At 67.8% G+C, this 18,074-nt stretch carries 17 protein-coding genes; 11 read left to right on the plus strand and 6 right to left on the minus strand.

What is annotated here, in order from left to right; genetic code table 11:
• Window positions 1-28 precede the first annotated feature (28 nt).
• The 3 genes from AC07SQ_RS07040 to AC07SQ_RS07050 form a co-directional block, all read right to left on the minus strand.
• Window positions 29-1,330, minus strand: a complete 1,302-nt coding sequence (locus tag AC07SQ_RS07040) for a hypothetical protein (protein ID WP_495273495.1) — start codon at window positions 1,328-1,330, stop codon at window positions 29-31.
• Between the two features lie 25 nt (window positions 1,331-1,355).
• Entirely contained in the window at window positions 1,356-1,895 is a 540-nt protein-coding gene (locus AC07SQ_RS07045) for a hypothetical protein (RefSeq protein WP_495273496.1), read from the minus strand.
• A 97-nt stretch (window positions 1,896-1,992) separates the two neighbouring features.
• Complete coding sequence (locus AC07SQ_RS07050; protein WP_492684657.1) at window positions 1,993-2,553, minus strand: DUF3455 domain-containing protein; 561 nt, start codon at window positions 2,551-2,553, stop codon at window positions 1,993-1,995.
• A gap of 186 nt (window positions 2,554-2,739) precedes the next feature.
• Here AC07SQ_RS07050 and AC07SQ_RS07055 point away from each other — a divergent pair, with 186 nt between their 5' ends.
• From AC07SQ_RS07055 to AC07SQ_RS07065, 3 genes are read left to right on the plus strand one after another with little or no spacing between them, the layout of a single operon-like run.
• Window positions 2,740-3,315, plus strand: coding sequence for an RNA polymerase sigma factor (locus AC07SQ_RS07055; protein WP_235944176.1), 576 nt, complete (start codon window positions 2,740-2,742; stop codon window positions 3,313-3,315).
• A 16-nt stretch (window positions 3,316-3,331) separates the two neighbouring features.
• Complete coding sequence (locus tag AC07SQ_RS07060) at window positions 3,332-4,084, plus strand: anti-sigma factor (protein ID WP_095949601.1); 753 nt, start codon at window positions 3,332-3,334, stop codon at window positions 4,082-4,084.
• A gap of 46 nt (window positions 4,085-4,130) precedes the next feature.
• Window positions 4,131-4,907, plus strand: coding sequence for an SGNH/GDSL hydrolase family protein (locus AC07SQ_RS07065; protein ID WP_495273547.1), 777 nt, complete (start codon window positions 4,131-4,133; stop codon window positions 4,905-4,907).
• Here the strand turns inward: AC07SQ_RS07065 and AC07SQ_RS07070 are convergent, their stop codons facing one another.
• Both AC07SQ_RS07070 and opgC read right to left on the minus strand, forming a co-directional pair.
• Window positions 4,908-5,720, minus strand: a complete 813-nt coding sequence (locus AC07SQ_RS07070) for a hypothetical protein (RefSeq protein WP_495273497.1) — start codon at window positions 5,718-5,720, stop codon at window positions 4,908-4,910.
• A gap of 48 nt (window positions 5,721-5,768) precedes the next feature.
• Window positions 5,769-6,911 carry an OpgC domain-containing protein gene (gene opgC, locus AC07SQ_RS07075; RefSeq protein WP_062474337.1) on the minus strand — a complete coding sequence of 381 codons (1,143 nt, stop codon included), beginning with the start codon at window positions 6,909-6,911 and terminating at the stop codon, window positions 5,769-5,771.
• 183 nt (window positions 6,912-7,094) lie between these two features.
• Here opgC and AC07SQ_RS07080 point away from each other — a divergent pair, with 183 nt between their 5' ends.
• The 5 genes from AC07SQ_RS07080 to AC07SQ_RS07100 all read left to right on the plus strand — a co-directional run bounded on the left by AC07SQ_RS07080 (window position 7,095) and on the right by AC07SQ_RS07100 (window position 16,041).
• Window positions 7,095-13,085, plus strand: coding sequence for an alpha-2-macroglobulin family protein (locus AC07SQ_RS07080; RefSeq protein ID WP_495273548.1), 5,991 nt, complete (start codon window positions 7,095-7,097; stop codon window positions 13,083-13,085).
• Between the two features lie 91 nt (window positions 13,086-13,176).
• A complete protein-coding gene (locus AC07SQ_RS07085) occupies window positions 13,177-14,016 on the plus strand; it encodes a polysaccharide deacetylase family protein (RefSeq protein ID WP_495273498.1) in 840 nt (279 codons plus the stop codon).
• A 128-nt stretch (window positions 14,017-14,144) separates the two neighbouring features.
• A complete protein-coding gene (locus tag AC07SQ_RS07090; protein WP_495273499.1) occupies window positions 14,145-14,789 on the plus strand; it encodes a putative DNA-mimic protein in 645 nt (214 codons plus the stop codon).
• A gap of 41 nt (window positions 14,790-14,830) precedes the next feature.
• Window positions 14,831-15,343: a phosphatase domain-containing putative toxin gene (locus AC07SQ_RS07095; protein ID WP_495273500.1), complete on the plus strand. Its 513-nt coding sequence runs from the start codon at window positions 14,831-14,833 to the stop codon at window positions 15,341-15,343.
• On the plus strand, window positions 15,340-16,041 hold the full coding sequence (locus AC07SQ_RS07100) for a VOC family protein (protein WP_495273501.1): 702 nt from the start codon (window positions 15,340-15,342) through the stop codon (window positions 16,039-16,041). The genes AC07SQ_RS07095 and AC07SQ_RS07100 overlap by 4 nt, the downstream gene beginning before the upstream one ends.
• Here the strand turns inward: AC07SQ_RS07100 and AC07SQ_RS07105 are convergent.
• Window positions 15,996-16,364 carry a TetR-like C-terminal domain-containing protein gene (locus AC07SQ_RS07105; RefSeq protein ID WP_495273502.1) on the minus strand — a complete coding sequence of 123 codons (369 nt, stop codon included), beginning with the start codon at window positions 16,362-16,364 and terminating at the stop codon, window positions 15,996-15,998. The genes AC07SQ_RS07100 and AC07SQ_RS07105 overlap by 46 nt on opposite strands.
• 373 nt (window positions 16,365-16,737) lie before the next feature.
• Here AC07SQ_RS07105 and AC07SQ_RS07110 point away from each other — a divergent pair, with 373 nt between their 5' ends.
• The 3 genes from AC07SQ_RS07110 to AC07SQ_RS07120 all read left to right on the plus strand — a co-directional run bounded on the left by AC07SQ_RS07110 (window position 16,738) and on the right by AC07SQ_RS07120 (window position 18,067).
• Window positions 16,738-17,142: a hypothetical protein gene (locus AC07SQ_RS07110; protein ID WP_390341839.1), complete on the plus strand. Its 405-nt coding sequence runs from the start codon at window positions 16,738-16,740 to the stop codon at window positions 17,140-17,142.
• A gap of 327 nt (window positions 17,143-17,469) precedes the next feature.
• Window positions 17,470-17,694 (plus strand): hypothetical protein, encoded by a 225-nt coding sequence (locus AC07SQ_RS07115; RefSeq protein WP_492740603.1) that lies wholly within the window; start codon window positions 17,470-17,472, stop codon window positions 17,692-17,694.
• 25 nt (window positions 17,695-17,719) lie between these two features.
• On the plus strand, window positions 17,720-18,067 hold the full coding sequence (locus AC07SQ_RS07120; protein WP_495268211.1) for an NIPSNAP family protein: 348 nt from the start codon (window positions 17,720-17,722) through the stop codon (window positions 18,065-18,067).
• The last annotated feature ends 7 nt before the right edge of the window (window positions 18,068-18,074 follow it).

An 18,074-nucleotide genomic window follows, 5' to 3' on the forward strand; every position in this document is an offset into this window, starting at 1 on the left:
TTGCCCTGATCCGCGGGCCGGCCCTCCCTCAGGCCGCCGGCCGCAGCAGCCAGCGCACTTCCTGCGTCTGCTCGCTCTCGGGGTAGCGGGCCTCGAGCGTGGTCAGGATCGGCTGCGCCATGTCCGTGCGGCCCAGCCCCTGCACCAGCACGCGGGCCGCGAGTTCGTAGGCCTGCGGGATCGCCGCGTGGCCGCGGAAGCGCTTGTCGAAGCCCGACAGCAGCGCGAGCGTGCCGTGGGCGTCGCCGCTACGCCACTCGGCGCGCGCCATGGCGATGACCATGGCCGGGTCGTCGAGCACGAAGCTCTTGTCGATGGCGCGGCAGGCCTTGAAGACCTTCAGCGCATCCGACGCGAGGTCGCGCCGCATCAAAAGCGGAATGAAGCGGCGCGCGTGGTCGAACAGCGTGTCTTTCTTCTCGGGCATGAGCGCCAGCACGCGGTGGTAGCGGCGCTGCGCGGCCAGGTCGTCGGCGTCGGCGGTGCGCTGCGCCTCGTAGGCGATGCCCAGCGCGGCGGCCAGGTCGCCGTCGGTGATGCACTGCGCCACCTCGGCGTCGGTGCGCTGCGCGGCGATCTGCGCAGGCGTGCGGCGGTCGACCGGCGCGCCGATATCGGCGCCCGCACCGGGCACGAGGTCGATGCCGAAGGCGTCGTGGTGCTGGTACATCACGTAGCCCAGCAGGCTCGCCATCACCCAGCCGAAGTAGATGAACGCGAAGTTGACGATCGGCAGCACGATGCGCCCGTCGAACACCGGCAGCACCATCGAGATCGCCACCTGCGCGCCCGTGCTCAGCAAAAACAGGAAGAAGCACAGCAGCGCATAAGGCCAGCCGATGGTGCGCATCGCGTCCATCACGTAGCCCGGGTTCATGGCCTGGAAGAAGCTGCCCGACTGCACCAGCACGATCACCGCCGCCGGGAAGGTGAAGGACATGATGAACAGCCCCACCGTGCCCAGCACCGGCTCGTACCAGGCGAGCCAGCCGATGAGCATCGTCTGCACCAGCGAGATGGCGAAGAGCTTCCACGGCAGGTAGGTCCACTCGTCGCTCGATTCGCGCCCGAAGTCGGCCGAGTCGCGGATGCCGCGCGCGCCCAGCGCAATGACCTTGAAGCCGTAGCGGCTGGCCGCCAGGATGATGCCGACCTCGATGACGATGAAGGCCAGCGCATCGGGCAGGAAGAACACGGCCTCGAACAGCAGGCTGCAGAACGACAGCACCAGGCCGTAGGCCAGCGGCCGCAGCTGGAGCGGAAAGGCGAAGAAGCTGTTGAGGCGATGCCAGAACGGCGGGGGCGGCGGCAGGGAGTCGCGGTCGATCATGGCGGGGCCTGGGGTGCTGATGCGGCTACTTGCGGAAGAAGTCGCTCTGGCTCATCGCGCCCGCGCCGCCCAGGCGCACGACCGTGGCGTCGCTGGAATGCACGAGGCGCATCTGGCCGAGCTCACGCTCCAGGCGCTGGCTGAAACTGGTCTTGTACTGGAGCGCGGCCTCGCCCATCTTGAGCACGCTGGTGCCCGTGACGACGGCGCTCTTGCGGTCGGTGGCCACCTCGACGGCGTCGATGTGGTATTCGTACTCGATAGTGAGGATGCCGCCCATGCGGTCGCCCACGGTGCGGAACAGCTCGAAGGTCTTCTCGACCGCCTCGCAGGCTTCCTCGCGGTTGTGGCTGCTCTCGACGGTGCGGCCCATCATCGTGACCTTGCTCTCGATCACGGCCTTGCGGCTGAGCTGCTTGCACAGCGCTTGCGCATCGCGCGAATAGATGGCGTGCGCTTCCTTGCGGTAGTAGTCGCGCGCCATCGCCTCGTCGAGCTTGCGGCCGCCGATAAAGAAATACCACGCGCCCACGCAGAGCGCGATCACGATCGCAATTTGCTTCATTCCCGCCCCCGCGCGCACGCGGTCCCGCTCCGTTTTGCGGCGCAGTATACGTTGCCGAATGTTTCCAAACGGCGGCGGGATGAGGGCTCTTAACGCGTCAGCTGGCGCGATAGAAGATGTAGTCGGCCTGGTACTTCACGACCTGTTTCTGGCCCATGTTCGTGGCGCCACAGGCGGCGGCGGGCGCCACGCCGCCCTGCGTGGCGACGCGCTGGATGTAGCTCACGCCCTGCATCGCGCCCATGCCGGTGGCGGGGTTGGCCTTCACCAATTGGTGGGGAATGTTGCCGGTGCCGTTCGGCGCCACCGCCACCTGCGTGGCCGTCACCTTCGAACCGTCCGCGTTCTCCCAGGTGGCGGGCGGGCCGTAGTACTTGCCGACCTGCTTGCCGGCGCGGTCCATCAGTTTGGCGTCGGGGCCGACGAAGACCCATTCGTGCTCGCCCGGCGTGTTGGCCTTGGCGCGGCATTCGTAGGTGATGTCGCCCGCGCCCACGGTTTCCATGGCCACGCGGTGGCCGGCGGGCACCTTCACGGCGTCGGGCAGGCTGGCCTGCGAGAACATCGGCAGGGGCTTGGCGCCCATGCCGGAACAGGCGGCCAGGCCAAGCGCCGCTGCGGTGGTGGAAGCCAGGACGGTCAGGGTGCGGATGTGCATGGTCGTTTCCTCGGTGTCGGATCGGTGGTGAAAAAGAAAGAGCCGCCGTCTGGAGTTCTGCATCTCGACGCCCCCTGCCCCGTGTACGCAGCCCGGCGGCCGGTGGATTCAGGTGGGCCGCGCTGAATCCGCCGCCCCGGCCGGGCCGTACCTCGGACATGCGCACCGATGCCCCACAATCCGCCGATGACCGCACCCAGCCCCGACGCCGAACTGATGGCGCTGATCGACCGGATCGGCCATCGCGACGAAGCCGCCCTGCGGCAGCTGTACGACCGCACCGCGCCCCGCCTCATGGGCCTGGCGATGCGCGTGGTGCGCCAGCGCGAGTGGGCCGAAGACGTGCTGCAGGAGTCCTTCCTCACCATCTGGCGCGTGGCCGGCGACTACCGTGCCTCGCTGAGTCCGCCGCTGGCCTGGCTGGGGCTCATCGTGCGCAGCCGCTCGCTCGACCTGCTGCGCCGCCGCACCGCCGACCGCGCCCAGCTCACGCAGGAGTTCGACGAGCTGATGGCAGACACCTTCGAATCCGACACGCCCAACCCGGCCGACATGGCCGATGCGAGCGAGCAGGCCTGGGCGCTGCACCAGTGCCTGAGCCAGCTCGAGGGCCGCCAGCGCGAGGTGGTCAGCCTGGCCTACCTGCGCGAGATGAGCCACGGCGAACTGGCCGAACAGCTCAAGCTGCCGCTGGGTACCGTGAAGACCTGGATCCGGCGCGGGCTCGAGAAGCTGCGCACCTGCATGGGCCGCTTCGCCTGACCACGAGACCCGCCCCATGAACCTCCTTGCCCACCCCGAACTGCTCGAACTGCTGGCCGCCAGCCATGCGCTGGGCACGCTGCGCGGCGGCGCCCGCCGCCGCTTCGAAACCCTGGCGCGCGAGCAGGCGCCCGTGCGCGCCGCCGCGCTGGTCTGGCAGGGCCGGCTGGCCGGCATGACCGAGCTGCAGCAGCCCGTCGCGCCCGACCCGGCCGTCTGGACCCGCATCCGCAACCTGATCGACGCCGAGCAGGCGCAGCAGGCCCTCGAGCGGCAGCGCGACAACGCCGCGCCCATTGCGTCTGCATCGACCGGCGGCTGGCTGCGCAGCCTCGCGCTGTGGCGCGGCGCCGCCGCGGCCGGCGCGCTCGTGGCCGTGCTGGCCGTGGGCGTGGGCCTGAACCTGCGCGAGCAGCTGATCAATGCGCCCGCCGTGCAGTACGTGGCCGTGCTGTCCGACGACAAGGCCGCCGCCTCCATGCTCGTGACCTTCGACCCGAAGAAGAAGCAGCTCGTGCTGCAGCGCGTGGGCAGCTTCCGCGAAGGCGCCGACAAGTCGCTGCAGCTGTGGGCCCTGCCGCCCGGCGGCGCGCCGCGCTCGCTCGGCGTGCTGGACAATGCACCGGCGCTGCGGCTGGCCGCCTCGGAATCCGATGTGCGCGTGCCGGCGCTGGCGATCAGCCTGGAGCCCAAGGGCGGCGTGCCGAGCGCGGGCGGCCCGACCGGGCCGGTGCTGTTCCATGGGCCGCTGATCGAAAAAACGCTCTGACCCTGTCCTGAATTTCTCCGCTTCCGTTCTCTTTCCGATGCCTTCGATGAAATCCGCGCTGGCGGCCACCGCCGCCCTGCTGCTGGCAACCGCCGCCTTCACCGCCCAGGCCCAGACCGCGGCCGCCGCCTTCCCCTACGAAGCCGACGGCGCCACGGCCGCCGACACCACCTCCGCCTACCTCGCCGCCAAGGCCCGCTGGCACAACGAACTGGCCGCCTTCGCGCGCGCCGACCAGGAGCGCTTTCCGGCCCCTGGCGGCGTGGTGTTCGTGGGCAGCTCCACGGTGCGCATGTGGACGCGCCTGTCGCAGGACTTTTCCCGCGTGCCGGGCGGCATCGTCAACCGCGGCTTCGGCGGCTCGACGCTGGCCGACTGCGCCCTGTTCGCGCGCGACCTGGTGGTGCGCTACAAGCCCCGGCAGGTGGTGCTCTATGCGGGCGACAACGACCTGGCCGAGGGCCGCACGCCGCTGCAGGTGCTCGACAGCTTCGCGCGCTTTGCCAACACGGTGCGCGCCGAGCTGCCCGACGCGCGCATCAGCTTCATCTCGGTCAAGCCCAGCCCGTCGCGCGAGCAGCTGATGCCACAGATCCGCGAGACCAACCACGTGATCTCGGCCTACCTGAACCTGCTGCCCAACAGCGAGTACATCGACATCCACACGCCGATGCTCGGCGCGGACGGGCGCCCGCGCCCCGAGCTGTTCCGCGGCGACCGGCTGCACCTGACGGACGAGGGCTACCGGCTGTGGCAGTCGGTGGTGGCGCCGCACCTTCCGATGCCGCCTGCGGTGCCGACCTCGCCTTCCAACGCGCCCTGATCAGGGCGGCGGCAGCAGGTCCTGGTATTCGGGGAGCGTGAGCAGCTCCAGGTCGGGGAACTTGCGCACCGCCTCCTTGATGTTCTTCAGCGTCCGCGCCATGCGGGCGCGCACCGTCTTGCGCACCCAGGCCTGGTCGTCGGGCGACAGGCTGGCCAGGTAGTAGGCGCCCGGCACGCAGCCGTGCAGGAAGTTCTCGGCCTTGGCCTTGGCTTCGTTGAGCCGCTTCGCATGGACCTGGGCGATCACCTGCGTCAGGTCCGTGCCCGGTGAGGCCTTGCGCGCCGTGTTCAATTCGCTCATCGCGGGACCGTCGCTGTCGAAGGAGGCCGGATGGCAGTGGACCCACGACAGGAACATCCGGTCGGCCGCCGATTGGCGGTCTGTCCCGTCGAAGTCGATGCTTCCGCCCAGATGTTTCGCCGCAGCGGCGTGGCCGTGCTCAGCGGCCAGCCAGCGCCATTGCAGGCTCTCGCTTCGGCCAGCACCGCGCCTGAGAAAGACCGCGAGAGATTCATAGGCCGGCGTATAGCCTTCCGCTGCCGCCGAGCGAAGGTCTTCCATCGCGCGCGCACGGGTCGCGGCATCGACCTCCACGCCCATCATGAGCGCCGAGCCGCGGAACACGCGTCCGAACGGGGTGCCGCTGTCGGCCAGCGTGATTTCGCAGGCCGATGGGTTGGCGGCGCCGTAGCAATCCAGCCGCCGTTGCACGTCCTGTTGCGCTGCTTGCGGCAAGGCCGAATGCGCCGCCGCACCCCACGCCAGCACGCAGGCCGCCAGTGCACGTTGCCAGACAACGGAATCGATCATCGCCCTCCCCCTCTTCTCAAAAAAACGAGCGGTGCTCCCTGCAGACACCTACGCCGGCGCCGGCTCCGAAGGCACATCGTCCGCCGGCGGCGGCACGTCGGCGCCGCGCGTGAAGCGTGCCACGAAGTACATCCCCGCGAACACCGCCGCCAGCAGCAGGCCGTCGCCCCACCAGGGCCGCGCCATCTGGTTGTCGCCGTAGAAGGCCAGCACCAGCAGCACCGCCACGAGGTGCGCGCAGAACACCGGCAGCGAGGCCGAGCCCATGGCTTCGAGCCAGTGCAGGCGCGGGATCTTGCGCATGAGCCAGGGCCCGAAGCGCACCGCCAGGATGCCCAGCGCCACCAGGTTCACGATCCGCAGCGGGCCGAGCTGCCACTTGTCGAACAGCAGGTTCATTTCCACATCGCCGCCGAACGGCGCCTGGCCGTTGATGCCGGTGTGGCGCCAGTAAAAACCGTACAGCGCGATGCCCGCCGCCAGCACCAGCAGCCAGGCCGGAAAGCGCAGCGGCCGGGCCTCGGGCGCGTTGCGGCTGGCACCCAGGCACAGGCCCGCGAACCACAGGAACTGCCAGGCGTAGGTGTTGAAGGCGCCCATCTCGTGGAACGGCACCGGCACGCCGAGGTAGCGCACCGCCAGCCCGTAGACCCATTCGCTGAGCCCGAACTGCGCCATCGCCCAGACCGTGGCGCTGGCCACCATCACGAGCGTCCAGCCGTGGCGCATGGCGAAGGCCAGCACCCACGGGCTCATGAGCATGAAGAAGATGTACATCGGCAGGATGTCCAGCAGCGGCGGCTCGTAGATCAGCAGCAGCCCGAACAGGAAGCCGTCGCGCGGCTCGGCCAGGTAGTACGACACGAGGTTCTTGACCGCCGGCTGGTCGATGTGCACGCCGAGCGCGGCGATCACGGTGAACAGGAACAGCAGGATCGCCGCCTGGCACAGGTAGACCTTGAGCACACGCCGCCAGAAGGCCTGGCGCATCGAGTCGACCCCGCGCACGTGGCCGATGCGGCTGTAGACCAGCCCCGCCACGAAGGCCGACAGCAGCACGAAGCCCTCGGCGGCCGACACGAAGCCGAAAGGCTGACCCAGTGGATCGGTCAGCCGCGTGGGCAGGTGGGTGACGGTCATCAGCACGAGCATCAGCCCGCGCAAGGCGTCTATTTCCCAGTAGCGTTTCATTCGGTCGGCGGCGAGGTCTTGGTGGCGGTCTGCGCAGCGCACGCACGACGTCAGCGATTGTAAGAAGACCGGCGTACGTCGACCGAACGCGCGCTTCAAACACGGACGGCCTATGACCCTTGGCACTCCCGAAGCGCCATGCAAATCGGCTACGCTGCGCGCTGCCTCAAGGTGGAGAACTCCGTGAACCGTTTCATTCCGACATTGCTACTGGCCGCCGGCGCGCTCGCGGCGGGCCCGGGCTTTGCACTTCAGATCACCAGCCTGACCCCGCAGGGCGAAGTGGCGCGCGTGCGCCAGGTCGTCGCCAAATTCGATCAGGCGGCGGTCAACTTCGGCGACCCCAAGGCGCCCGCGCCGCTCACCGTGAGCTGCTCGGACGCGCAGGCCGGCAAGGGCACCGGCCGCTGGACCGACGCCAAGGCCTGGGTCTACGACTTCGAGAACGACCTGCCGCCCGGCGTGCGCTGCTCGGTCACCCGCGTTCCCACCTTCAAGCCGGCCGGCGGCGGCGAGCTGACCGGCCCCGAACGCTATCAATTCAATAGCGGCGGCCCGTTCGTGCGCAACTACATGCCGGGCACCTACGCCCGCATCGACGAGCAGCAGATGTTCGTGCTCGAGCTCAACGGCGCGGCCACCATCGACAGCGTGCGCCAGAACGTCTGGTGCGCGGCCGACGGTGTCGGCGAACGCATTCCGGCCAAGCTGCTCGAGGGCGAGGCGCGCACCGAACTGCTCAAGGCCTTCCATCGTGAGAAGGAAGCCGCGAAAGACCCGCTGCGCTTCATCACGATGCAGTGCAACCGCACGCTCACGCCCGGCGCCAAGGTGCAGGTCGTCTACGGCAAGGGCGTGGCCACGCCGTCGGGCGTCGCCAACAACGTGGAACGCCGTTTCGACTACCAGGTGCGCGAACCCTTCGCCGTGTCCTTCACCTGCGAGCGCGAGAACGCGCAGGCCGCCTGCCTGCCGCTGCGCCCGATGCAGCTGCAGTTCAACGCGCCGGTGACGCGCAAGGTGGCCTCGCAGATCGTGCTCAAGGGCGACGGCAAGACGATCAAGGCCACGCTCGAAAGCGGCGGCGGCTCGCAGAACGACGACGACGTGGTCAACAGCGCGAGCTTCGGCCCGCCGCTGGCCGAGAGCACGCAGTTCAGCATCGAGTTGCCTTCCGGCTTCCAGGACGCCTCGGGTCGCCCGCTGGGCACGCCCGGCAGCTTTCCGCTGAAGGTGGCGACCGGCGCGATGCCGCCGCTGGCCAAGTTCGCGGCCTCGCCCTTCGGCGTGATCGAGCGCCTGGCCGAGCCCGGCACCCCGGCCATGATGCCGGTCACGGTGCGCCGCGTGGAGCCTCAGCTGATGGTGCAGGCGCTCACGCCCGGCAAGGTGAGCGACCTCAACCCCAAGACCGACGCCGAGATCATCGCGTGGTACCGCAAGGTGCGCCGCTACGACAACTACACAGTCAGCCGCGACACCGCGCGCCGCGACGTGAAGGGCGCCCTGCCCCCGGTGATCGACAAGAACGAACGCTCGCACGTGCAGACGCGCATGGTGTCGCTGCTCGGCGGCCAGCCGGGCGTGAAGGCCCTGGACATGCCCAAGGCCGAGAGCGGCGACCCGCGCCCCTTCGAAGTGGTCGGCATCCCGCTCACGCCGGGCTTCCACGTGCTGGAGATCGCCTCGCAGAAACTCGGCGAAGCCCTGCTCGACGAACGCTACAACGCCGGGCGCACGATGTACGTGCGCACCACCGCGCTGGCCACCAACCTGGCGGTGCACTTCAAGCTGGGCCGCGAGAACTCCATGGCCTGGGTCACCACGCTCGACAAGGGCAAGGTGGTGGCGGGCGCCGAAGTGCGCGTGTCCAGCTGCGACGGCAAGGCCGTGGCCACCGGCACCACCGACGCCAGCGGCATCGTGATGCTCAACGGCGTGTCGCCCGATGCACCGAGCTGCAACGGCCCGAACGAGTACGAGACCAGTGCCTGGTTCGTGAGCGCGCGCGCCAAGGACGACAAGGGCGTGGAAGACCTGGCCTTCACCTGGAGCGACTGGCAGCGCGGCATCGAGCCCTGGCGCTTCAACGTGCCCACCAGCCTGGACGTGCGCCCCGACGGCATCGCCCACACCATCTTCGACCGCACGCTGCTGCGCGCCGGCGAGACGGTGTCGATGAAGAGCCTGCTGCGCACCCAGACCAGCAAGGGCTTCGGCCTGCCGGCAGACCGGCCCGACACGCTGGTCGTCACCCACATGGGCAGCGGCCAGCGCTTCACCCAGCCGCTGGCCTGGCGCAAGACCGCCACCGGCGGCCTGAGCGCAGAGAACAGCTTTGCCATTCCGCCGGCCGCCAAGCTCGGCGTGTACCAGGTCGAGCTGCGCAGCGGCGACGGCACCAGCGACGAAGGCAACAACCGCACCTACTCGACCGGCATCTTCCGCGTCGAGGAGTTCCGCCTGCCCGTGCTCGAAGGCCGCATCGCGCCCACCGAGAAGAAGCCGCTGGTGGCCGCCACGAGCGTGCCCACCGACGTGCAGATCAACTACGTGGCCGGCGGCGGCGCCGCCAACCTGCCGGTGCGCGTGTCGGCCATGGTGCGCGGCAAGGGCCTGAGCTTTTCCGACTACGACGCCTTCAGCTTCAACCCGCCGCGCGCTTCCGGCGACGGCAGCGAAGCCGCCACCGCGGCCGACACCAGCGCCGGCGAGGAAGACCTCAACAGCGTGAACGACACCCGCGTGATCGCCGACAAGCTGCCGCTCACGCTGAACAAGGACGGCGCCGGCAAGGTCACGATCGACAAGGTGCCCAAGGTGAAGGCGGCGCGCGAGCTGCTGCTCGAAGCCACCTACGCCGACCCGAACGGCGAGGTGCAGACCATTCGCAGCACGCAGACGCTGTGGCCCGCGTCGGTCATCGCCGGCATCAAGACCGAGGGCTGGGTCTCGACCAGCCAGAAGCTCAAGTTCCAGGCGCTTGCGCTCGACCTCACGGGCAAGCCCCAGGCCGGCGTGACGCTCAATGTGCGCGCCGTGGCGCGCATCACCACCACCAGCCGCAAGCGCATGGTGGGCGGCTTCTACACCTACGACAACAAGACCGAAACGAAGGACATCGGCACCGTCTGCTCCGGCAAGAGCGATTCGCGCGGCCTGCTGCTCTGCGAGTCGGAGCTGAAGGAAGCCGGCGAGGTCGAGCTGGTGGCCAGTGCCACCGACAGCGACGGCCGCAGCGCCAGCGCCGTGAGCTCGGTCTACGTGACCAAGCAGGGCGAACTGTGGTTCGGCGGCGAGGACAACGACCGCATCGACGTGCTGCCCGAGAAGAAGAGCTACCAGCCCGGCGAGGTCGCCAAGTTCCAGGTGCGCAGCCCGTTCCGCTTTGCCACCGCGCTCGTGGCCGTGGAGCGCGAAGGCATCATCGAGACGCACGTGGTGCAGCTTGACGGCAAGGACCCGACGGTCAGCCTGCAGGTCAAGCCCGAGTGGGGCCCGAACGCCTACGTGAGCGTGCTCGCGCTGCGCGGGCGCCTGCGCGAAGTGCCGTGGTACAGCTTCTTCACCTGGGGCTTCAAGGCGCCGCGCGAGTGGTGGACCGCCTTCTGGTACGAGGGCAAGGAATACGTCGCGCCCACCGCGATGGTCGACCTGAGCAAGCCCGCCTACCGCCTGGGCATGGCCGAGATCCGCGTCGGCACGCGCGCGCACCAGATCGACGTGACCGTCACCAGCGACAAGCCCAGCTACCCGATCCGCAGCAAGGCGCAGGTCACCATCACCGCCAAGCTGCCCGACGGCAAGCCGGCCGCCGGCGCCGAAGTGGCGCTGGCCGCGGTCGACCAGGCCCTGCTGGAGCTCATGCCCAACGACAGCTGGAACCTGCTCAACGCGATGCTGCAGCGGCGCAGCTGGGGCGTGAGCACCTCCACCGCGCAGATGGAAATCGTCGGCCGGCGCCACTACGGGCGCAAGGCCGTGCCCGCGGGCGGCGGCGGCGGCAAGGGCCAGACGCGCGAACTGCTCGACACCCTGCTCGTGTGGAACCCGAAGATCGTGCTCGACGCCAACGGCCAGGCCGTGGTGACGGTGCCGCTCAACGACGCACTCACCACCTTCAAGATCGTGGCCGTGGCCGATGCGGGCACCAGCCTGTTCGGCACCGGCCAGGCCAGCATCCAGGCCACGCAAGATTTGCAGATCATCAGCGGCCTGCCGCCGCTGGTGCGCGAGGACGACCAGTTCCGCGCGCAGATCACCTTGCGCAACACCACGCAGAAACCGATGAAGGTGGAAGCCACGCCGCGCGCCACGCTGCTCACGCTCGAAACGCAGACCGTGGACATTCCGGCGGGCGAATCGCGTGAAGTGGCCTGGAACGTGACCGCGCCCGCGCAGCTCGCGCAGACGCGCGCCGAAGCGATCCTGTGGGAGATCGAGGCGAAAGACACGGTCGGTGGCGCGCGCGACGCACTCAAGGTGCGCCAGCGCATCGTGCCCGCCGTGCCGCTCACGGTGCAGCAGGCCACGCTGGTGCAGGTCGACGGGCCGTTCACGCTCGACGTGGCGCCGCCCGCCGACGCCCTGCCCGGCCGCGGCGGCCTGAAGATGTCGCTGCAGCCCAAGCTGGCCGAAGGCCTGCCGGGCGTGCGCGACTGGTTCGCCAACTACCCCTTCAGCTGCCTCGAGCAGAAGACCAGCAAGGCGGTCGGCCTGCGCGACGCGAAGATGTGGCAGGGCGTGCTGGCCACGCTGCCGACCTACCTGGACAGCGACGGCCTGGCCAGCTACTTCCCGCCGCGCGACGGCGAAGCCAACCGCGGCAGCGACATCCTCACGTCGTACCTGCTCGCGGCCACGCACGAAGCAGCCCAGCTCAACCCGGCCTTCGCGCTCGCCGACGACGCGCGCGCACCGATGGAATCGGGCCTGATCGCGTTCGTCGAAGGCCGCGTCACGCGCGAGTTCTGGAGCCCGCGCAAGGACCTGGACGTGCGCAAGCTCGCCGCGCTCGAAGCGCTCTCGCGCTACGGCAAGGCCAAGGGCAGCATGCTCGGCAGCATCACCATCGCGCCGAACCAGTGGCCCACCAGCGCGGTGATCGACTGGGTCAGCATCCTCAAGCGCGTGAACGACGTGCCGCAGCGCCAGCAGCGCCTGGACGAAGCCAACAACGTGCTGAAGGCGCGCCTGTCCTACCAGGGCACCAAGCTCATCTTCAGCACCGAGCAGGACGACTACTGGTGGTGGCTCATGACCAACGGCGACGTCAACACCGCGCGCCTGCTGCTCACGGTGATGGACGACCCGGCCTGGAAGGACGACATCGGCAAGCTCGCCAACGGCTTCATCGGCCGCCAGCAGAACGGCGCCTGGCACACCACCACCGCCAACCTGTGGGGCGGGCTGGCGCTGGAGAAGTTCAGCAAGGTGTTCGAGAGCACGCCGGTGGCCGGCGTCACCGCCGCCACGCTGGGCGCGGTGAAGGCGCAGGTCGACTGGAGCAAGGTGGAGCGCGTGAAGGCCAGCGACGCGACCGGCGCCCCGAACCAGACCACCATGTTCGGCGCGCCCGCTTCGCCGGGCAACCTGCGCAACAACACGATGTTCCTGCCCTGGTCCGCATCGCCCACGGGTGCGCCCGTGCGCGACACGCTCCTGGTCACGCAGCAGGGCACCGGCAAGCCGTGGCTCACGCTGCAGTCGCTGGCCGCCGTGCAGCTGAAGGCGCCGTTCGCGGCGGGCTACGCGCTGAAGAAGACCGTCACGCCGGTCGAGCAGGCCGTGGCCGGCAAGTACACGCGCGGCGACGTGCTGCGCGTGAGCATCGAGGTCAACGCCAGCACCGACATGACCTGGGTCGTGATCACCGACCCGGTCCCGGGCGGCGCCACCATCCTGGGCAGCGGCCTGGGCCGCGACTCGCAGATCGCCACGCAGGGCGAGAAGAAGAGCGGCGCCGGCTGGCCGGCGTTCGAAGAGCGCAGTTTCGAGGCCTTCCGCAGCTACTACGAGTACCTGCCCAAGGGCGTCGTGAAGATGGAATACACCGTGCGCCTGAACAACGTCGGCGACTTCGCGCTGCCGCCCAGCCGCGTGGAAGCGATGTACGCGCCCGAGATGTTCGGCGAGACGCCGAATGCGCGGGTGAAGGTGGAGGCGGCGAAGTGAGGCTCAAGAAGCAAGAAATCCAGAGGGGTCCTCAGGTCGTCCGCCAGTTCGTGTCCCTGAGGAATCAATCCTCTGTTGAAAGGTTCTGAGAATGAAAGTCCCCGTCAAATCGCTACTCGCGCTGGCTGTTCTTTTCTCCGGCACTGCGATGGCGTTTCAATGGCCGGCGAACAAGAAGAGCGCCGTCAGCATCACGGCCGATGATGGATGGCCCAGTCAACTCACGCAGGCCGCCATCCTGGATGCCAGAGGACTCAAGGGGACCTTCTATCTGACCGCGATGGGCTTGTCCTCGGTCCCGGCCAATGCGGGGCAATGGGCACAGGTCTACCAGCGCGGGCACGAGGTGGGAAACCACTCGTATACCCACTGGAGCGACCAGATCCTGGCAACGAAGACGTGGCAGGAAGTCGCTGGTGAAGTCGGCAACATGGAATGGTGGCTCTTGAGCAACATCTACGGCATGACGCCCGCCGATCACACCTACGCGTACCCGCAAGGCAACTATGTGGTCGGGTCACAGGCGAGCGGTCAAAGCACACAGGTCGGTGCCTGCGAATATGCAGGCCTGCTGGCCTCGTCGGTTACAGGCGCGCGCGGGTTGGGTTCCGGAGAAAACCAGCCGAGCGCGGTGGTTCGGCGCCGCTTCAACATCAGCGGACTTTCGATCGCAGGAAGCGACGCGATCGCAGTCAGCACCGCCAAGCAGGCGATCGACAACGGCATTGCCAAGGGCACCTGGACAGTCCTCGTCTTCCATTCGCTGGGCGACACCGGTGACGGCTACTCGATCAGCCAGTCGGCCTACACGCAGATCGCCGACTACCTGGTTTCGCGCCAAGCCGATCTTTATGTGGCACCCGTCGTCACGGTGAAGAACTACGTCGCAGCCAACACGCCAGCCGTAGACTGGTCCTGCGTACTCCAGTAAGCATTCCGACGCCCCATCAGGGCGAAGGCCAAGTGAAACAGATCACCGGCGGGCACTGAAACCCGCCGGTCATCCCGCCTTCATCTGCGTTCATCACCATCGCGCGAACCCACAACCTGGAGAACCCCATGGGCCTGGCCATTTGCGTCGGCATCCTCGCCGACCTGATCGAGAACGATCCCGAGAGCGTCGAACACTTCGAGGCAGATTTCGCCGCCGCGAACCGCAAGCTCGCCGAAGCCGGCCTGCCGCCGCACGTGGAGCCTCGCACGCTGCCGCCGCTCGAATCCCGCGCGCCGCTCGACGGCCTGCCCTATTCGTTCATCCACTACCTGCGCCGCGCCTACGCGCACCGCGTGACGACGCCCGACTGGATCGCCACGCCCCTGCCGGAGGACGCCGACCCCACGGAAGACGAGACGCTCGAAGACGTGGCCGGCATGTTCGAAAGCCACTTGCTGTGCCACTCCGACGCGGAAGGTTTCTACCTGCCGGTCGACTTCGACGAAGTGATCTTTGCCGGGGAAGACGAGACCGACCTGCCCGGCGGCATGCTCGGCTCGTCGTACCGCCTGCTCGAAGAACTGGTGCTGGTGGCGCCCGCCCTCGGCATCACGCTTTCGGACGGCGAGCTGTCGGACGAGGAAGCCGCGCGGCTCAGCGACAGCATGGGCGAGGACGAAGGCCTCTACCGGGAGATCGAATCGTGGCTGCTGCTGTACGAATCGGCGCGGCTGAGCATCGCGCACAAGACGGCGATCGTTTTCACCTGAGGGCGATGCGGCTGATCGATCGGCTGTAAGGTCCGCAGACCATGTTCGAGACCACCATCCACTGGGTCCGCGACATACCGCCGCATCGGCTGGGCCTGATGGCACGCCCGCGCGGCGGCGACCAGCTGCGCGCCGAGGTGGCGTCCTGGCAGCGTGCCTCGCTGGACATGGTGGTCTCCCTGCTCGAGGCGCAGGAAATCAGGGCACTTGAACTCCGGGAAGAGCCTGCGCTGTGCGCCGAACATGGCATCGTGTTCCGGCATTTCCCGATTCCGGACCGGGGCCTGCCGGCATCGCAGCAGGACGCGGCGGCCTTCATTGCCGAACTGGGCGCCGAACTGGCGAGCGGAAAGGCCATCGCCATCCACTGCCGCGCCGGCATCGGCCGCACGGGCCTCATCGCGGGCAGCCTGCTGCACGGGCTCGGTGTTCCGCGCCAGAACATCTTCCACCTGCTGAGCCGCTCCCGGGGCGTCGACATGCCCGATACACCGGAACAGGCGGAATGGGTCGCGCAGTACATCCTCGGCACCCACCGCCCAGCGCCCCCATGAAGAAGTCGATCCGCATCGGTCGCGCGCCAGTCGATCCACAGGCGCCGCCGGGAAGCGGGCACGACGGATCGCTCTCATGCCCCAAGCCCTGGGACGCACTCGAAGCCACCGCCACGCCCGGCGTCCGGTATTGCAGCGATTGCGGCAAGAACGTGTTCCAGGTGAACACCACCGAAGAGGTGCGCGAGGCCGCCCTGCTGGCGCGCTGCGTCGCGGTCGCGGACGACAGCGCCAGCACACACGACAGCGCAACGCAAACGCCTCCCATGACCCGCCAACTCGCCACCGTCACCCTCCTCGTCCACGACTACGACGAAGCCATCCGCTTCTTCACTGAGGCGCTGCGCTTCGAGTTGGTCGAAGACACGCCGCGCGGTCCGGGCAAGCGCTGGGTGGTGGTTGCGCCAGCACGCAACACCGGCAATGCCGGCACCGCGCTGCTGCTGGCCAAGGCCGTGACCGACGAGCAGAGCGCCAGCGTCGGCAAGCAGGCCGGCGGACGCGTGTTCCTGTTCCTGCACACCACGGACTTCGCGTCCGATCACGAACACATGACATCCCACGGCGTGCGCTTTCTCGAAGCGCCACGCCACGAGCCGCACGGTACGGTTGCCGTCTTCCTCGATCTTTGCGGCAACAAGTGGGACCTGCTTCAGCCCACCGACACCTCCACCGCTTCAGGCCGCCTTGTTCCGTGACGCACGCGTTGCGGGCTTGCGCTTGCCGCTCGCGGGGCTCGTGCCAAGCCCGCATCGAGCGGCGCGTGCCCCATCAGCGGCCTGAAGAACAACGGCCCGTAAGTCTGATCGAGCACGATCTCGAGGTCGGCATCCGGCCGGATCTCGCCCGCCTCGGCCGCTTGCTGCAACAGCACCCGCCCTTCGTCGCGGCGCGACAGGATGAAGTGGTTGCGAAGGGCCTTCGACAGCTCGGTGTCGGGGTCCGCGGCCGCAATGATCGTCGTGATGTGGCGCCCCATGTGCGACGACAGCGTGCGCACCACCGTGCTGAGCGGGTTCACTGTCTCAAGCCGACAAACATGCCTGTCCGAAGCGCCCCAACATCAGCTCTTGCGTACTCCGTACGCAACCGTCCTAGCGATGCCGAGCGCAGTTCCGATGAAGGAAGCCTGATCTGCTGCTCCCCAGACACGCGCCGCTCAACAGCCGCGGCAGCATTGTCAGCTGGACTACCGCAATGATTGGCTCTTGAGGTCTCGACAAGAGCAACAGTGATTCACGCCCCTGCCCCACTCACGATCCAATTCGCCGGAAGCTCAAAGTGCTCGTTGCCGCCGTCGGCACGTGGGTAGACTGAGCAACGTCAGAAATGCGTACTCGACGCCCTCTTCCAGGCATGAAGTACCAACGTCCAGCAATCAAGCGAAGGAACCTGTGAAACTTGCCGCCTCCCTCACCATCGTGGCCCTTTTGTCTGGCTGTACCACCGTGTCGACCGGGGAGTTCACCACGAGCGTAAACACCGTCGCGACTCCGTCGAAGTTTCGGACCATCGTGGATGGCCGCTATCGAAAGTCGGAGCAGGCAGCAATGGTGGATTGCGTCAACGATGCGATGGCCTCCCCCTCGGAAAACATCCTGCTGCCACACGTTCGGCAGACGAAACGCGCCGACGGCTACCGCGTGGACCTTGTCGTCGCCGCTTCGCAGTTTCTGGTCGCCTATGTCCGCGACGACGGTCGCTTCCAACTCGACACATCGGACTACAGTGGCGTCGTGAAGTTCAATCGCGAAGAGACGAGTATCAAGGCCTGCTTGAGCAAGCACCGCGAGGGATAGTGGTCGATATCCACGACGAATTCCAATGCGAGAGACGGGTGCGAGCATCTACGTGATGCACATCCACACGTTTTGAAATTGCACTTGACCATGCATTGAACGGACGGGGTTTTTTCTACAAGATCAAGTCTCGAGGCGGAATTGACGTGGTGTCCTGAGGGAAGACGGTCCCGACATTCGAGCTGGAATCAGAAGTCCTGTTCTCCCGGGACATTCCACGCGAGAGCATCGTGCGGTACTGTGTCGCTACGCACGCCGCAATGCCCGATGACTTCGTCGACCTCTGACGACCGGCTGTAGAAACCAGCGGAATACGCTCAAGCCCTCATGTTCCTCCTTCTGCCACTGCTCCTCATGGTCGTGCTCGTGGCCATCATCTTCTTCGGCGGCTATCTGCTGCGTGCTGTTCTGCCTGCAGAACATGCGCTGCAGGCTCGGCTCACGGACGAGGCCATGTCACGCTACATTGATTTCGTCACGAAGAACGCCAAGGGCATCCTGGCATGTCTCCTGGTTCTGTATTTCACGGTGGTTACGTTTCTCTACGCGTAACTCACGCTGCAGCGAAAGACGCCTCATGACCCGCCTGCTCGAAATCCGCACCTACCGCCTCAAGCCCGGCACCCTCGACGACTTTCACCGCGCGATGCATGAGCGCGCGGTGCCCATGCTGCGCGGCAAGGGCATGGACGTGGTGAGCTACGGCAAGTCGGACCACGAGGAAGAGAGCTACCACCTCGTGCGCGCCTACGCGAGCCGCGAGGCGCTGGAGGCCGAGCAGGCGGCGTTCTACGGTTCCACCGAATGGCGCGAGGGCCCGCGCAGCGCACTGGTCGACCGCATCGAGACCTACCTGAACACACTGCTGTGGCTCTCGCCGGAGGGCGTCGACAGCCTGCGCGCGCTCAACGAACCAGCGCGTTGAACATCTG

Source organism: Variovorax sp. GW821-FHT06D12, assembly GCF_059419205.1.

Excerpts from the sequence above, each read along its gene's own strand:
- AC07SQ_RS07040 (WP_495273495.1), bottom strand. The coding sequence starts at position 1,330 with ATGATCGACCGCGACTCCCTGCCGCCGCCCCCGCCGTTCTGGCATCGC.
- AC07SQ_RS07045 (WP_495273496.1), bottom strand. The coding sequence starts at position 1,895 with ATGAAGCAAATTGCGATCGTGATCGCGCTCTGCGTGGGCGCGTGGTAT.
- AC07SQ_RS07050 (WP_492684657.1), bottom strand. The coding sequence starts at position 2,553 with ATGCACATCCGCACCCTGACCGTCCTGGCTTCCACCACCGCAGCGGCG.
- AC07SQ_RS07055 (WP_235944176.1), top strand. The coding sequence starts at position 2,740 with ATGACCGCACCCAGCCCCGACGCCGAACTGATGGCGCTGATCGACCGG.
- AC07SQ_RS07060 (WP_095949601.1), top strand. The coding sequence starts at position 3,332 with ATGAACCTCCTTGCCCACCCCGAACTGCTCGAACTGCTGGCCGCCAGC.
- AC07SQ_RS07065 (WP_495273547.1), top strand. The coding sequence starts at position 4,131 with ATGAAATCCGCGCTGGCGGCCACCGCCGCCCTGCTGCTGGCAACCGCC.
- AC07SQ_RS07070 (WP_495273497.1), bottom strand. The coding sequence starts at position 5,720 with ATGATCGATTCCGTTGTCTGGCAACGTGCACTGGCGGCCTGCGTGCTG.
- opgC (WP_062474337.1), bottom strand. The coding sequence starts at position 6,911 with ATGAAACGCTACTGGGAAATAGACGCCTTGCGCGGGCTGATGCTCGTG.
- AC07SQ_RS07085 (WP_495273498.1), top strand. The coding sequence starts at position 13,177 with ATGAAAGTCCCCGTCAAATCGCTACTCGCGCTGGCTGTTCTTTTCTCC.
- AC07SQ_RS07090 (WP_495273499.1), top strand. The coding sequence starts at position 14,145 with ATGGGCCTGGCCATTTGCGTCGGCATCCTCGCCGACCTGATCGAGAAC.
- AC07SQ_RS07095 (WP_495273500.1), top strand. The coding sequence starts at position 14,831 with ATGTTCGAGACCACCATCCACTGGGTCCGCGACATACCGCCGCATCGG.
- AC07SQ_RS07100 (WP_495273501.1), top strand. The coding sequence starts at position 15,340 with ATGAAGAAGTCGATCCGCATCGGTCGCGCGCCAGTCGATCCACAGGCG.
- AC07SQ_RS07115 (WP_492740603.1), top strand. The coding sequence starts at position 17,470 with ATGTTCCTCCTTCTGCCACTGCTCCTCATGGTCGTGCTCGTGGCCATC.
- AC07SQ_RS07120 (WP_495268211.1), top strand. The coding sequence starts at position 17,720 with ATGACCCGCCTGCTCGAAATCCGCACCTACCGCCTCAAGCCCGGCACC.